This is a genomic window from Mesorhizobium sp. M7A.F.Ca.CA.001.08.2.1, assembly GCF_003998455.1.
GTDB classification, from domain to species: Bacteria; Pseudomonadota; Alphaproteobacteria; order Rhizobiales; family Rhizobiaceae; genus Mesorhizobium; species Mesorhizobium ciceri.
In genome coordinates this window covers 1-13,103 of sequence record NZ_RZPW01000080.1, presented here as the reverse complement: position 1 = coordinate 13,103, position 13,103 = coordinate 1, and the positions used below count along the sequence as shown (strand labels likewise).

The 13,103-nt window shown below is 64.1% G+C and carries 17 protein-coding genes; 4 read left to right on the top strand and 13 right to left on the bottom strand.

Annotation, left to right across the window (positions count from 1 at the left end; genetic code table 11):
- Nucleotides 1-1,850 (top strand): CHASE3 domain-containing protein (locus EN914_RS07585; RefSeq protein ID WP_127389039.1); only part of this gene is annotated, 1,850 nt, incomplete at its 5' end.
- Here the strand turns inward: EN914_RS07585 and EN914_RS07580 are convergent.
- On the bottom strand, nt 1,783-2,505 hold the full coding sequence (locus EN914_RS07580) for a putative glycolipid-binding domain-containing protein (protein ID WP_245462105.1): 723 nt from the start codon (nt 2,503-2,505) through the stop codon (nt 1,783-1,785). The two genes, EN914_RS07585 and EN914_RS07580, sit on opposite strands and share 68 nt — an antisense overlap.
- 210 nt (nt 2,506-2,715) lie before the next feature.
- On the opposite strand from EN914_RS07580, the gene ubiG reads away from it, so the two are divergent.
- Nucleotides 2,716-3,465: a bifunctional 2-polyprenyl-6-hydroxyphenol methylase/3-demethylubiquinol 3-O-methyltransferase UbiG gene (ubiG, locus tag EN914_RS07575; RefSeq protein WP_023811162.1), complete on the top strand. Its 750-nt coding sequence runs from the start codon at nt 2,716-2,718 to the stop codon at nt 3,463-3,465.
- 2 nt (nt 3,466-3,467) lie between these two features.
- Here ubiG and EN914_RS07570 read toward each other — a convergent pair whose 3' ends face one another.
- The gene (locus tag EN914_RS07570; protein WP_013529455.1) at nt 3,468-3,986 is read right to left on the bottom strand and encodes a flavin reductase family protein; all 519 of its coding nucleotides are present in this window, start codon (nt 3,984-3,986) and stop codon (nt 3,468-3,470) included.
- 142 nt (nt 3,987-4,128) lie between these two features.
- On the bottom strand, nt 4,129-5,019 hold the full coding sequence (locus tag EN914_RS07565; RefSeq protein ID WP_013529454.1) for a DMT family transporter: 891 nt from the start codon (nt 5,017-5,019) through the stop codon (nt 4,129-4,131).
- A 96-nt stretch (nt 5,020-5,115) separates the two neighbouring features.
- Between EN914_RS07565 and EN914_RS07560 the strand changes: the two genes are divergently transcribed.
- Complete coding sequence (locus EN914_RS07560; protein ID WP_013529453.1) at nt 5,116-5,601, top strand: MarR family winged helix-turn-helix transcriptional regulator; 486 nt, start codon at nt 5,116-5,118, stop codon at nt 5,599-5,601.
- 6 nt (nt 5,602-5,607) lie between these two features.
- On the opposite strand, the gene EN914_RS07555 is transcribed toward EN914_RS07560, so the two are convergent.
- The 5 genes from EN914_RS07555 to EN914_RS07535 form a co-directional block, all read right to left on the bottom strand.
- Nucleotides 5,608-6,174 carry a hypothetical protein gene (locus tag EN914_RS07555; protein WP_024503794.1) on the bottom strand — a complete coding sequence of 189 codons (567 nt, stop codon included), beginning with the start codon at nt 6,172-6,174 and terminating at the stop codon, nt 5,608-5,610.
- 110 nt (nt 6,175-6,284) lie between these two features.
- Nucleotides 6,285-6,710, bottom strand: a complete 426-nt coding sequence (locus EN914_RS07550; RefSeq protein WP_013529451.1) for a DUF1178 family protein — start codon at nt 6,708-6,710, stop codon at nt 6,285-6,287.
- Nucleotides 6,707-7,573, bottom strand: a complete 867-nt coding sequence (locus EN914_RS07545) for a carbon-nitrogen hydrolase family protein (protein WP_024503793.1) — start codon at nt 7,571-7,573, stop codon at nt 6,707-6,709. The genes EN914_RS07550 and EN914_RS07545 overlap by 4 nt, the downstream gene beginning before the upstream one ends.
- Nucleotides 7,574-7,583: 10 nt before the next feature.
- A complete protein-coding gene (grxC, locus tag EN914_RS07540) occupies nt 7,584-7,853 on the bottom strand; it encodes a glutaredoxin 3 (RefSeq protein ID WP_024503792.1) in 270 nt (89 codons plus the stop codon).
- 27 nt (nt 7,854-7,880) lie between these two features.
- On the bottom strand, nt 7,881-8,681 hold the full coding sequence (locus EN914_RS07535; protein ID WP_013529448.1) for a ComF family protein: 801 nt from the start codon (nt 8,679-8,681) through the stop codon (nt 7,881-7,883).
- A 65-nt stretch (nt 8,682-8,746) separates the two neighbouring features.
- Between EN914_RS07535 and EN914_RS07530 the strand changes: the two genes are divergently transcribed.
- Nucleotides 8,747-9,622 carry a class I SAM-dependent methyltransferase gene (locus EN914_RS07530; protein WP_024503791.1) on the top strand — a complete coding sequence of 292 codons (876 nt, stop codon included), beginning with the start codon at nt 8,747-8,749 and terminating at the stop codon, nt 9,620-9,622.
- A gap of 27 nt (nt 9,623-9,649) precedes the next feature.
- Here EN914_RS07530 and EN914_RS07525 read toward each other — a convergent pair whose 3' ends face one another.
- From EN914_RS07525 to argJ, 5 genes are all read right to left on the bottom strand, one after another.
- Nucleotides 9,650-9,835: a Flp family type IVb pilin gene (locus tag EN914_RS07525; protein WP_013529446.1), complete on the bottom strand. Its 186-nt coding sequence runs from the start codon at nt 9,833-9,835 to the stop codon at nt 9,650-9,652.
- Nucleotides 9,836-9,944: 109 nt separating this feature from the next.
- Nucleotides 9,945-10,259, bottom strand: coding sequence for a hypothetical protein (locus EN914_RS07520; protein ID WP_013529445.1), 315 nt, complete (start codon nt 10,257-10,259; stop codon nt 9,945-9,947).
- A 129-nt stretch (nt 10,260-10,388) separates the two neighbouring features.
- Nucleotides 10,389-10,811: a (deoxy)nucleoside triphosphate pyrophosphohydrolase gene (locus EN914_RS07515; RefSeq protein WP_024503790.1), complete on the bottom strand. Its 423-nt coding sequence runs from the start codon at nt 10,809-10,811 to the stop codon at nt 10,389-10,391.
- Nucleotides 10,804-11,556, bottom strand: coding sequence for an N-acetyltransferase (locus EN914_RS07510; protein ID WP_032899301.1), 753 nt, complete (start codon nt 11,554-11,556; stop codon nt 10,804-10,806). The genes EN914_RS07515 and EN914_RS07510 overlap by 8 nt, the downstream gene beginning before the upstream one ends.
- 29 nt (nt 11,557-11,585) lie before the next feature.
- Entirely contained in the window at nt 11,586-12,827 is a 1,242-nt protein-coding gene (gene argJ / locus EN914_RS07505; protein WP_127389038.1) for a bifunctional glutamate N-acetyltransferase/amino-acid acetyltransferase ArgJ, read from the bottom strand.
- Between the last annotated feature and the right edge of the window lie 276 nt (nt 12,828-13,103).

The following is a 13,103-nucleotide window of genomic DNA, read 5'->3' as shown; positions in this document are numbered from 1 at the left end:
GGCAATCGCTCCCGCTTGTCGCAGGCTTTGCGGTGCTGGCGCTTATTGTCGGCAGCCGTGCCATGCTGGTCGAGGAACAGCGGGCCAACCGCGCCGCCGCGCGCGAGGCAATCGAATATCAGCAATTGCTTTCGGGTCTGCTTTCTCTGGCACAGGAAGCCGAGAACGGCCAGCGTGGCTACCTGCTGACCGGCGAGAAATCCTATCTCGAACCCTATCGGAGCGCTGTCGGCGCCATTCCGGGGCAACTTGCCCGTATCGACAGCTTGACCGCCCCCGACGACCAGTTCGTCCAGCCGATCAACCACATCAAGGACGCGCTTTCGCAAAAGCAGGCTGAACTGGCCGAGACGATTGCCCTGTACGACCAGGGCAATGCGACGAAAGCGCTGGATCTGATTCGCAGCGGCCAGGGCAAGGCAGTCATGGACGAAATCCGAACCAGCATGGATACGGTCCGACGCATCAGCGCCGCAGCCGTCGCCGCGCGCGACGCGCATACCGACCAGGTCGAGACCTGGCTACGCATCGGTTCGGTGGCGGCACTGCTGGCGATCTTCCTGCTTGCCGGCTACGCGATCAGGGAATCGCGCCGCCGCTTCCTTGAGGTGGTCGTCGCCCAGGAGGAGTTGGTGCGCAAGAACGTCGCGCTCGGCAGTGAGATCGAGACACGTGAAAAGGCAGAATCCCAGATCCGCCAGATGCACAAGATGGAGGCGGTCGGCCAGCTTACAGGCGGCATCGCCCACGACTTCAACAACATGCTGGCGGTGATCATCAGCGCCATGAACCTCGCCCAGCGCAAGCTGGCGCGCGGCGAGCACGACATCGCACAATTCATCGACGCGGCGATCGATGCCGCGACCCGTGCCGCCAATCTGACGGCCCGGCTGCTCGCCTTCTCGCGTCAGCAGCCGCTGGCGCCGCAGATCGTCGACGCCAACCGCCTGCTGACCGGGATGTCCGACCTGATCCGGCGGGCACTCGGCGAAACCATACGCATCGAAACGGTGCTGGCGGGAGGCTTGTGGAAAACCCATGCCGACCCGAGCCAGATCGAGAACGCCGTTCTCAACCTGGCTGTCAACGCCCGCGACGCCATGGGCGATGACGGCAAGCTGACCATCGAGACCGCCAACAGCCATCTCGACGACAGCTACGCCGCCGCCCATGCCGAAGTCGCGGCCGGCCAGTATGTGATGATCGCCGTCAGCGATACCGGTTCGGGCATGACCCCCGATGTCATGGCCAAGGCCTTCGAACCCTTCTTCACCACCAAGCCGGTCAACAAGGGCACCGGCCTTGGATTGAGCCAGGTGTTCGGCTTCGTCAAACAGTCGGGCGGCCACGTCAACATCTATTCCGAGCCCGGCGAAGGCACGACAATCAAGATCTACTTGCCGCGGTATTTCGGCGCCGAAGAGCCGGCCGTGCCCACCGGGCGCGGCGACAACCCCGCCGCACCGGTCGCCGAAACGATCCTTGTCGTCGAGGATGATGCCCGCGTGCGGGTCTCCACCGTCGAGGCCATACGCGAACTCGGATACACCGTCATTGATGCCGCGAGTGGCGAGGAAGCGTTGCAGAAACTGGCGGAGAACCCGAAGGTCGCTCTGCTGTTCACCGACATCGTCATGCCCGTCATGAACGGCCGCAAGCTGGCGGAAGAGGCCGTTGCCCGCATGCCGCTGCTGAAGGTGATCTTCACCACCGGCTTCACCAGGAACGCCGTGGTCCACAACGGCGTGCTCGACCACGACGTGCATTTCCTCGCCAAGCCCTTCACCATTGAGCAACTGGCGGCGAAACTGCGTGACGTGCTCGGCACGACGCAAGTCGCAGCGGACTGATCACAATCGCTTCAGCCTGACGCAGCCGCGCTTCTCCACAGGCCGGGATAGTCGCAACGAAGCCGTGCGGCGAGACATTGAGGGTCTCGTCATAGCCGAACACCGGCGCGGCATAGGCATAGCGAACCGTGTCGAGACGCCGATAGGTCTGATCGAGGCGCACCAGGCTCAGTTCAGGGAAAGTCAGGTAGGCAGCCGGGGCAGGCGACGCTTCGCCGATCCCGAGGCCATACCGGCGGATCGCCAGCAGGTTCGATGCCGGTGTGAAGCCAAGATCGACGTCGACAAGACCGTCGACACCCTGCTGGACTTCGCCGTTCAGCGTCCACTGGCCGTTGAAATCGCGTTCGATCGCATAGTGCAGCTGGCGCGTGCCGAGAAAGCCTTCGACAAGCGCCGCCCGTGTGTGCCAGCCGGCATCGCAATCCACCTCGTAGGCGAGGCAGCACGGCTTGCCGTCCTGGATGAAGATGGCTTGTCCCTTGAGGCTGTGCCCGCCATCGGTCTGCGCAAGCAGACAGGCATCATGCCCCTCCACGTCCAGCCGATGCCAGAGGATCGAAGCCGTCATTGCTGTCATCGTCACCTCCTTCGAGTTCAAAACGATGATGTGTTCCTTCGCCCGCCAGGCCAATTGTGTTTCACCGCGGCGCACTCCAGCTGACATGCCCTGACAGAATCCAACTCCCTGCCGGCAGAGGAAAATTGTTGCCTTGACATTCGCGGCCTCACGCCCGACTTCCTAGCGCATGACCCCGAAATCGAAGTCGATTTCGGAAAGGATCATGCGCAGAATCTAAAGTGCTACAGCGTCCTTTGCGCGTCCAAGAGGACGCGCGGCGCTGTAGTGTCGAGGAGACCAACTATGCCAGAGCCCCGACGATCGACGATCGATGCCGGAGAAGTGGAACGCTTTTCCGCCCTTGCCGCCGAATGGTGGAACCCGAACGGCAAGTTCCGTCCCCTGCACAAATTCAATCCGGTCCGGCTGGCCTATATCCGCGACCAGATAGCGACGCGCTTCGGCCGTGACCCACGCGCTGCAAGGCCTTTCGAGGGACTGCGCATCCTCGACATCGGTTGCGGCGGCGGACTTTTGTGCGAGCCGATGGCGCGGCTTGGCGCCGAGGTTGTGGGCGCGGATGCCTCCGAAACCAACATCGAAGTGGCCAAGCTGCACGCCGCCGAAGGCAATGTCAGCGTCGACTATCGCGCCACGACGGCCGAGGACCTTGCCGACGCCGGCGAGAAATTCGACGTCATCCTCAACATGGAAGTGGTCGAGCATGTCGCCGACATAGACCTCTTCGTCGCCAAATGCGGCGAGATGGTGCGGCCCGGCGGCATCATGTTCGTGGCCACCATCAACCGCACGCTGAAGGCGCTGGGCTTAGCCATCATCGGCGCCGAATATGTGCTGCGCTGGCTGCCGCGCGGCACCCACCAGTTCGGCAAGCTGGTGCGCCCGGAAGAACTCGAAAAGGCGCTTGGCGGCGCCGGCCTGACCATCATCGACCGCACCGGCGTCACCTACAATCCGCTGGCCGACCGCTGGGCGCGGTCGAAGGACATGGACGTCAACTACATGGTCCTGGCGGAAAAAGGCTCGGTCTGACCTTATTCAGAATTCAGCGGCCTGTAGCCGCCGCGCCAGTAGATCAGCGCCTGGCCGGCATCGGACGTGCGCACGGCCTCGACCGAACCGATGACGATGGAATGCGTTCCGCGATCGATCATTTCATCGAGGCTGCAGTCGAATGCGGCCACCGCATCCGAAAGCAGCAAAGCTCCGGTCTTGAGCGTCACCCATTCGGCGCCCTCATAGCGGTCCTTGCCCTTGATGCCGCCGAAGCCGGAGAACCGCTCGGCCACGCGCTGATGCTGGGGGCCAAGCGAGTTGACGCCGAAATGCCGGTAGCGTTCGATCACCGGCCAGGTCGACGATGACCGGTTGACACAGGCGATCACCTTGGGCGGCTCGGCCGACAGCGAGACGACCGAAATGACCACCAGACCGGAGCGATCCTCGCCGGTGCCGGCGGTGATGACGCTGACATTGCCGACGATCAGCCGCATCGCGGCGCGAAAATCAGCTACATCGACGGCAGTCCCCTCGGATGTCTTCGGTTCGGTCATGGCTTGCTCCAGAGCACGATTCCAAAAAGGGAAAGGTCCTCGGAAAAGACCACGCTCAAACAAGAAGATAAAGCAGATCTGGATACAAATTCAGGTGAGATCGGCTCCAGGCGCGAAGGCAGTTCGGATCCCCTGCGACCGCTCACGCCTTCTGGCTTTGTGCCCTGGTGGTGATGAACACGCCGGCAGTGATGATGAGCGCGCCTGCCCAGGTCAGCAGTTGATAGTGCTCGCCGAGGAAGAGGGTTCCGGCAAACAGGCCGACGGCCGCCGCCACATAACCGATCTGGCTGAGATAGACCGGACCGCCGACCGCCTGCAGCCGGAAGAAGAACGCGAACATCGCCGATGCCGACGCAACCTGCGCGACGACGACCAGCGGCACGCCGCCGAGTGGGACGAAAGCTTCGCCGCCGAACAGGAGGAGAATGCCGGCAAGCAGCATCGCCGCCGACGCCAGATGGCTGCCGACGGCAAGCTCGATCGGGCCGGTACCGTCCGGCCAGTCGACCGTGCGATAGATGTTGCCGGCGGCAAGGCTGACCGGGATGAGCAACCCCATCGCCACCCAGAACAAATCGGCCGGCTGGCCGGCCTCGCCGCGCGTCACCGCGACCATGACGGCGCCGACGAAGCCGACGGCGATGCCGGCAATGCCCAGCATGTTGGGGCGCCGGACACGCAGCAGGATCGAGAACACCAGCGTGATGACCGGCGACAGCGTGAACATGATGCCGGTGTAGCCGGCGCCCAGATGCGGGATGGCCGAGAACATCAGGAGATTGGGGACAGCATAGGACACCGCGGCGGTGACGAAGAAATAGCGCAATTTGTGCGCGGTGAGCCGGACCCGCTTGCCGCGAGCCAAGAGCATGCACAGCAAGACCCCGCCGGCGCCGAGCGAGATGACGAAGGCCCAGACCATGGCCGGCACGCCGGCAGCCGTGGCGAGCTTGCCGAACGGCAGCGTCAGGCCGAGCAGGCCGCCGGTGACGACCAGCAGGCCGAGCGCCGAATCCCAGAGAAGCTTCATTGACCGAATCCTGTAGCGCGGCTCTTGGCCGGCATTGCATCTTGCAGTAAGATAACGGAAAGATTCTTAACGTCAAGATAAATGATGGTGAGACAGTTGGACAGGGCAGCACGGGCGATCGAGCAATGGAAGCGGGAACGACCCGATCTGGACGTCTCGCCGATGGGTGTGCTCGGGCGGCTGAACGAGGCCGCCTCGCTGATCGCCCGCGAGCGCCTGGCGCCGTTGTTTGCCCGTTATGGATTGCAGTCCGGGGAATTCGACGTGCTGGCAACGCTGCGCCGCTCTGGATCACCCTACGCCCTGACGCCGACCGCCCTCTATGAAGCGACGATGGTGACGTCAGGCGCCATGACCAACCGGCTCGACCGGCTCGAAACGTCCGGATTGATCTTGCGCGGGCCGCACCCCAACGATCGGCGCGGCATTGTCGTGCGGCTGACCGAAAAGGGTCTCGCGTTGATCGATGAGGCTATTGCCGCCCATGTTGCCAACGAGCATGAGATTCTTTCCGGCCTGACACCGGCCGAACGGGAGACGCTCTCTCGGCTGCTTGAGAAATTGATCGGGAGCGTGAGCTAAGCCGGGTCAGTTCGTAGGCTGCCGCGAGAACCGGCGCCGGTGTTTCCAGCGGCGGTATGATACGGTGAGGTCGACAAGCCGGGTCGGCATGTTGAGGTAGAGCAGAGCATCCCGCAAACCGCTGAGATAGCGCTCACTCATCGCCTTGTCGGAAAAGTCCGGCATGGCCTCGAGTGTCGCTTCGGCTTGCTGGCTCCGGCCCTTTCCGGTCGGCAATCTGGCCGCAAAGGCTATTTCTCGACGCAGACAGACCTGCTCCACGCGATCCCGCAGCGCCTCTTCGTAGCCGATACCACATCGCATAAGCCGCGCGTGGGTGGCTTCATGGACGATAATCGAAGCGACCAATTCCGGCGTCGTCCCTTCGCTGATGATATGGCGCTCGTCCAATTCGCATGCCTTGGAAGAGTTTGCCCATTGCGCGACGGAAGCAGGAAGGGTTGTGACAAATACCTGTCTTACGTCACCAAGCAGCCGTCTGTAGCGCACTGGATCAAAATCACGAATAAGCTGAAGCGCCTCGACGATCTTGTCGGTTCCCTTGTCGCTGATGATGAGCAACCCGTCGATCATTCGGGTACCGCTAAGCTTGACGGCGCCCCAGCGGGCCAATCGGCCAACGACGGCTCTTATGCTGCGTCGCGGCTCAATCGCTTCTGGGTCGCGCAAAGCTCCCTCGGAACTCAGTTGCGGTCGTCCGGAAACACCGGGATCGGCATGAACTCGACGCCGTCCTCGACCAGGCTCTTGGCCTCGTCCAGCGTCGCCTCGCCATAGATGCCGCGCGGGTCGCTCTCGCCGAAATGGATCTTTCGCGCTTCCTCGGCGAACTTGTCGCCGACATAATCGGCATTCTCGCGCACCTTCTCGGCCATCGCCTTGAGCTGCGCCAAAGCCTGCTTCTGCGCCTCGCCCATGGCCAGCGCTATGGTTTCCTGCTTGCGCGCCGTGGAGACGGCCGGCGCCATCAGTGCTTTCTGCACCTTGTGCGAACCGCAGCTCGGGCAATCGACGAAGCCGCGCTTCTTCTGGGTATCGAAATCGTCGTTGCTGCGGAACCAGCCTTCGAATTCGTGCTCGTGCTCGCAGATCAGGGCAAAACGGATCAAGAGGCTGCACCCCTGAGCCGCGGCGCCTCGCCCGAGCCGGCATTGACGGCGAAATCCCGCGCATTCCTGAGATTGGGGATCTTCTTGCGCGCGGCAAGCGACTGCGCCGGATCGATCTCGGCGACGATCACCGCCGGTTCGTCATGCGCGGCTTCCGCAATGATCCGGCCCCACGGATCGACGATCAGCGAATGGCCGTAAGTCTCGCGGCCGTCTTCATGCAAGCCGCCTTGCGCGGCGGCGACGACATAGGCGCCGTTCTCGATGGCGCGGGCCCTGAGCAGCACGTGCCAGTGCGCCTCGCCCGTCTGGCGGGTGAAGGCAGCCGGTACGGAAAGCAGGTCTGCGCCGGCCAACGCCTCGGCGCGGAAGAGTTGCGGAAAGCGCAGATCGTAGCAAACGGCGAAGCCGAGCTTTGCACCCTCGATGTCGGTGACGACGGCCTCGGTTCCCGGTTCATAGGCGGCGGACTCACGCCAGCTCTCGCCATTGTCGAGATCGACGTCGAACATGTGGATCTTGTCGTAGACGGCGAGCGCAGCACCATCCGGCCCGAACAGCAGCGCCCGGTTGGCGAGCTTGCCGTCGGCGCGCAGAATGGCGGTCGAGCCGATATGCAGGAAGATGCCGAGCTCCCTGGCCAGCCTGCGCGCGGTCGCGACGACGATGTCCTTGTCTTCCGACGTGAACGATGCGGCGCGAGCTTCCTTGTCGCGGATCAGCGCCCCGGTCATTTCCGGCGTCTGGATGTAGGTGGCACCCAGGCTGGCTGCTTCACGCACCAGCCGTTCGAGATCGACGGCGTTGCGCTCGGGGCTCTCGCCCGAACGCATCTGGATCGCAGCGGCCTTGAAAACACCCATCGTCATTCCCTCAATTCGTCGCGCCGTTGGCGAGCAATTTGTCCAGCCGGCCTTCGGCCTCCAGCTCGTGGAGGTCGTCACAGCCGCCGACATGCGTATCGCCGATGAAAATCTGCGGAAAGGTCGTGCGGCCATGCGCCCGGGAGATCATCTCCTGGCGCAATTCCGGCGAGAAGGAGGCATCGTGCTCGGTAAAGGCGACGCCCTTGCGCTCGAGCAGCCGCTTGGCTGCCGTGCAATAGCCGCACATCATGCGGGTGTAGATCGTGACATCGGTCATGACGAATTTCCGCTGTTCGTTGCCGACTTATATAGTCGCGGACTCGTCCGCCCGAAAGTCCCCCGGCAACACACGCGCAAAGGTCAGCACGTCGACGGCGGCCGCACCTCCCCTTTTCAGCGCCTTGGTGGCGGAACGCACCGTGGCGCCGGTGGTGTAGACATCGTCGATCAAAAGTACCCTGCGGCCGGCGATCTCGATTTCCGCCTCGGCGGGCACCCGGAACGCGGCCCGCACATTCTCCTCGCGTTCGCCGCGCTCCAGCCCAACCTGCTGGCGGGTGAGTTTCACGCGCCGCACCGCCGACGGGGCGAAGGGCAATCCGCTAAGTGCCGAGACCGCCCTTGCCAGTTCCGCCGACTGGTTGAAGCGCCGCCTGAAAAACCGTCGCCAGTGCAGCGGCACCGGCACCACCACATCCGCCTCGGCGATGAGATCGGCACCCGCACGCATCATCCAGCGCGCCATCCAAGGTGCCAGATCCGTGCGATCCTGGTATTTCAACCCTTGCACCATCTGGCGCGCAACGCCGGAATAGGCGACCGCCGCCCGCGCCCGCTCGAAAGGCGGCGGATCGGCAATCGCCTCGGCCGACAGAAAGCCTTCGCCCATATGGTGGGTGAACGGCGTACCCATGACAGGGCACCATGGCCGCTCCAGCAGCCTGAGCTTCGGCCAGCAGGCGCCGCACAGCACGCCCGGCTGCGAGACATGCCGGCGGCAACCGGCGCAGACCGGCGGAAACAGCATCCGCGCCGGCCAGCCGACAACCGACCGGGCCAGGTTCGTGATCCCGATGGACTTGATCTTGGGCATCGGATCGGCCACGTGGTTGCTCCTGCGCGCCACCATATCAACGATCTCGGAGCGTGGACAAACAAAGGATCTGCCCGTTGCAGCCAATAATGGATACCTCTCTGTGGCTGACGCACAAGCGGCGCGCGCTTGCCCGTCCGGTCGACGGCGCGGACTTCCTCATGCGCCGCACGGCCGAGGACCTTGCCGACCGGCTGGGCGCCGTCGAGCGCCGGTTCGGCAAGGCGGCCGTGCTGTTTTGCCAGACGCCGGCGGCGGCCGAAACGCTCGCTGAAAGCGGCAAGGTCGCCGACATTGTCCGCGTCGAGACGGATACGGCTTTCCTGAGCGGTGGCGATGCCGGCCTGATCGCACCGCTCGAAACCGTGCCGTTCGAGCCGGAAAGCCTCGATCTGGCGGTGTCGCTCTTGTCGCTGCAGGCCATGAACGACATCCCAGGCATGCTGATCCAGATCCGCCGTGCGTTGCGGCCGGATGGGCTTTTCCTCGGCGCCTTTGCCGGCGCCGGTACGCTTTTCGAGTTGCGCGAAAGCCTGCTTGCGGCCGAGACCGAGCTTTACGGCGGCGCCAGCCCGCGTGTCGCCCCGTTCACCGACGTGCGCGATGCCGGTGCGCTGCTGCAGCGCGCCGGTCTCGCTCTGCCGGTCGCCGACGTCGAGACGGTGACGGTGCGCTATGCCAGCCTGTTCAACCTGATCGCGGATCTGCGGGCCATGGGCGAGACCAATGCGCTCACCGATCGCAGCCGGCGGCCGGGCTCGCGCAAGCTGTTTGCCCGCGCGGCGGAAATCTACGCCGAGCGGTTTTCCGACCCCGACGGCCGCGTCAGGGCAAGTTTCTCGATTGTCTGGATGTCCGGCTGGGCGCCCGACGCTTCGCAGCAAAAACCGCTGAAGCCAGGGTCGGCCAAGGTCTCGCTGAAAACAATCCTGGAGGCGCCCGACGGGCAATGATCCTGCCCCAGGCGCGGAAAAGCCGGATCAGGGAGTGGGTGCGAAAGCGTTCGCAAGCTTGCTGTTGTTGTCGCTGAACAGCCAGATGATCCCGTCGCGGACCTCACCGATACCGCCGACGATGGCCAGCGACAGCACGGCGATGATCACGCCATATTCGACGGCCGTGGCGCCGGTCTCGTCGTTCAGAAAACCCAGCAGCACTGCTTTCATGGCCTCAACCCCTCTGTCCGGGACCTTACAGCCGACCTGTTAAGAAAGGTTAACGGCAAAGGCTTAACAGGCGGTGAAACCGCCGCCTTTGCGAAATTTCTTAACCATGTCAGCAGTCGCCGCTGCTCCGGCCATTGGACCTGATGATGCAGACCGAGCTCGGCTGCGGCTGCAGCACGCTGCGGCGCAGCGTGTAGGTTTCGCGATGGCCGATCGAGCCTGTGGCCGCCATGTCGAGCCCGCCGAAACCGTCACGGGCCGACAGCGAGCGTGTCTGGCTGTCGAGGAAAGGGGTTGCGATCAGCGCCAGCGCCACCGCGGCCGAACCGAACAGAAGCGTTATGCGCAATATGCCCATGCCCGCATCGGCGGCGCGAAACCCCCGCTCGGGCCGGATCGAGTCCCAATCCCTGTCTAGGCTCATGCTATCGCTCCCCGGCAAATCGACGGCTCGGCCGCGAACGGCCATGCTTCAATTTTTCACGACGAGATAAATCTTCCATTAATGCTGGCTGATACAACGCCTCGGCCAGGAACCGGCCGGACGGGAGCCTCAGAGAAGATCGATGAGGAACGGGATCAGCGGCTCATCGGCCGGCGGCATCGGATAATCGCGCATCTGCTTCGGCCTTACCCATTTCAGCGCCTGCCCTTCCCTGGGCTGCGCGATACCGCGAAAGCGGCGGCAGATGAACAGCGGCATCAGCAGGTGGAAATCGTCGTAGGAATGGCTGGCGAAAGTGAGCGGCGCCAGGCACGGGATGTCGGTTTCGATGCCGATTTCCTCATGCAGTTCGCGAATGATGCATTGTTCGGGCGTCTCGCCCGGCTCGACCTTGCCGCCGGGAAATTCCCACAGCCCGGCAAGTTGCTTGCCCTGAGGCCGCTGCGCCAAAAGCACCCGGCCGTCGGCATCGACCAGCGCGCAGGCGGCGACCAGCAGCAGGCGCTTGCCGGCAATCACGACATCATTCATGACCCGGCGGCCGGCGGTAGTGGTAGCGATAGACTTCCTCGAAGCCGAGCGAATGGTAGAGCGCCAGTGCCGGCACATTGTTGGCCTCGACTTGCAGCCAGGCTTCCCGTGCGCCCCGCAGCCGTGCCCATTTCAGTGCCGACAGGATCAGGTTGCGGCCGTGGCCCCTGTTGCGTGCCGACTTGTCGGTGGCGACTTCGAACAGGCCGGCGAGATCGCCGTCATGCACGCAGATCAGCGTCGCCAGCGCTTCTGATCCATCTTCGAGCGCGAACAGCCCGGCTTCGGGCTGGATGGCGCCGATGATCTCCGACAGGCCGGGGCGCAGCGAAACATCCGAACCGCTGACCTTGAGCGACGCGCCGATGAAGCGGCTGATGTCTTTCAGCGGGATCTGGTCCATGGCAGCGTCGAGTTGCGCATCGGCCAGCGGCAGCCGCATGACCAGCGACTCGTCGAACCGGCTCCATCCCTCACGGTCGAGATGGCCAGCAAGATCGGGACCCGACAACGGCGACATGCGGAATGTCAGCGGCCTGCCATAGGCATCGAAACGGCGGCTGGCCCGGCCGATACGGTCGGCAATGTGCTGGATGTCGCCGGGATCGAGCGGATTGACCGAGTTCAGCCGCTTGGCCGGATGGCCGGCGGTCAGCCGCACCACCCAGGTGCCGTCATAGTGGACGGCGGCCGCCGGCCAGGCGCGAAAGCCGGCCGCCTCGTAACGGCGTACGATCGCGAGCATGCTTGCCGGATGCCTGGAGCTCAAAACCGTCAGCTCCGGTAATCGCCATTGATGGCGACATATTCCTTGGTGAGGTCGCAGGTCCACACCGTCGCCTTGCCGCGGCCGATGCCGATATCGGCGCGGATGCGGATATCGTCGCGCTTCATGTAGGCCGACGTCGCGGCCTCGGAATAGCCGGGGTCGCGCTCGCCTTCATGCGCCAGCCTGTTGTCGCCGAACCAGATCGACAGCCGGTCGCGATCGGCGGGTTCGCCGGCCTTGCCGACGGCCATGACGACGCGTCCCCAATTGGCGTCCTCGCCGGCGACTGCCGTCTTGACCAGCGGCGAATTGGCGATCGACAGCGCGATGCGCTTGGCCGAGCGCGCCGATTTGGCGCCGGTGACGGTGACTTCGACCTGCTTGCGGGCGCCTTCGCCGTCGCGCACCACCTGCAGCGCCAGCGATTTCAGCACCTTGCCGAGCGCCCGGCGGAACGTGCCGAGACGGGCATCCTTGGGATCGGTTATCTCCGGCGCGCCGCGCCTGGCGGCCTTGCCGGTGGCGAAGATCAGCAGCGTGTCGCTGGTCGAGGTGTCGCTGTCAACGGTGACCGCGTTGAAAGTCTTGGCCGTGCCGCGCGACAACAGATCCTGCAGGACAGGTGCGGCGATCGGCGCGTCGGTGGCGATGAAGGAGAGCATCGTCGCCATGTCGGGCGCGATCATGCCGGCGCCCTTGGAAATGCCGTTGATGGTGACATCGGTGTCGCCGAGCTTGACGGTCGCGGTCGCCACTTTCGGATAGGTATCCGTGGTCATGATCGCCTTTGCCGCTTCGGTCCACAGCTCGGGCTTGCCGTTGCTGACCAGCCCCGCGAGCAGATGGCTGAATTTGCTGGTGTCGAGCGGCTCGCCGATGACGCCGGTCGAGGCCATGAAAACCTCCGCTGCCGTGCAGCCGGCCGCCTTCGCCGCCGCCTCGCCGGTCAGTGCGGTCGACTCGCGGCCCTTCTTGCCGGTGAAGGCGTTGTCGTTGCCGGAATTGACGACCAGCACCCGCGCCTTGCCCGCGCCGAGATTCTGCCGGCAGAAATCGACCGGCGCCGAGGGGCATTTCGATTTCGTGAACACGCCGGCGACCGCAGTGCCTTCATCGAAGACCATGGTCAAAAGATCGGTGCGGCCCTTGTACTTTATCCCTGCCTCGGCGGTTGCGATGCGCACCCCCTCGATTTCTGGCATTTTCGGGTATTTCTTCGGCGCAAGCGGCGAAATCGTCGTGGACATGGAGGCCTCGGGCGGGAAAATCGCAAGGGAAGGCCGGTTTGCCCGATAGACCGCGCCGGCGCAAGGGCGTTTTCGTTGCTCTTGTCCGGGAGCTCGAACTCGCCCCTCGGAGCAGGGCTCCGAGACGTCGCAAGCCATGCAGTAGACATCGTCCGACGGCCGGTCCGGCGGTGTCAGCCAGTTTGCGCCGGCCGCGGTCATGTTATTAGGAATTTATTCTTGACAGGGTGAGAGCAGCTATGCTACATTTTCGTCCATGGTGCTGATTTGCGCCAG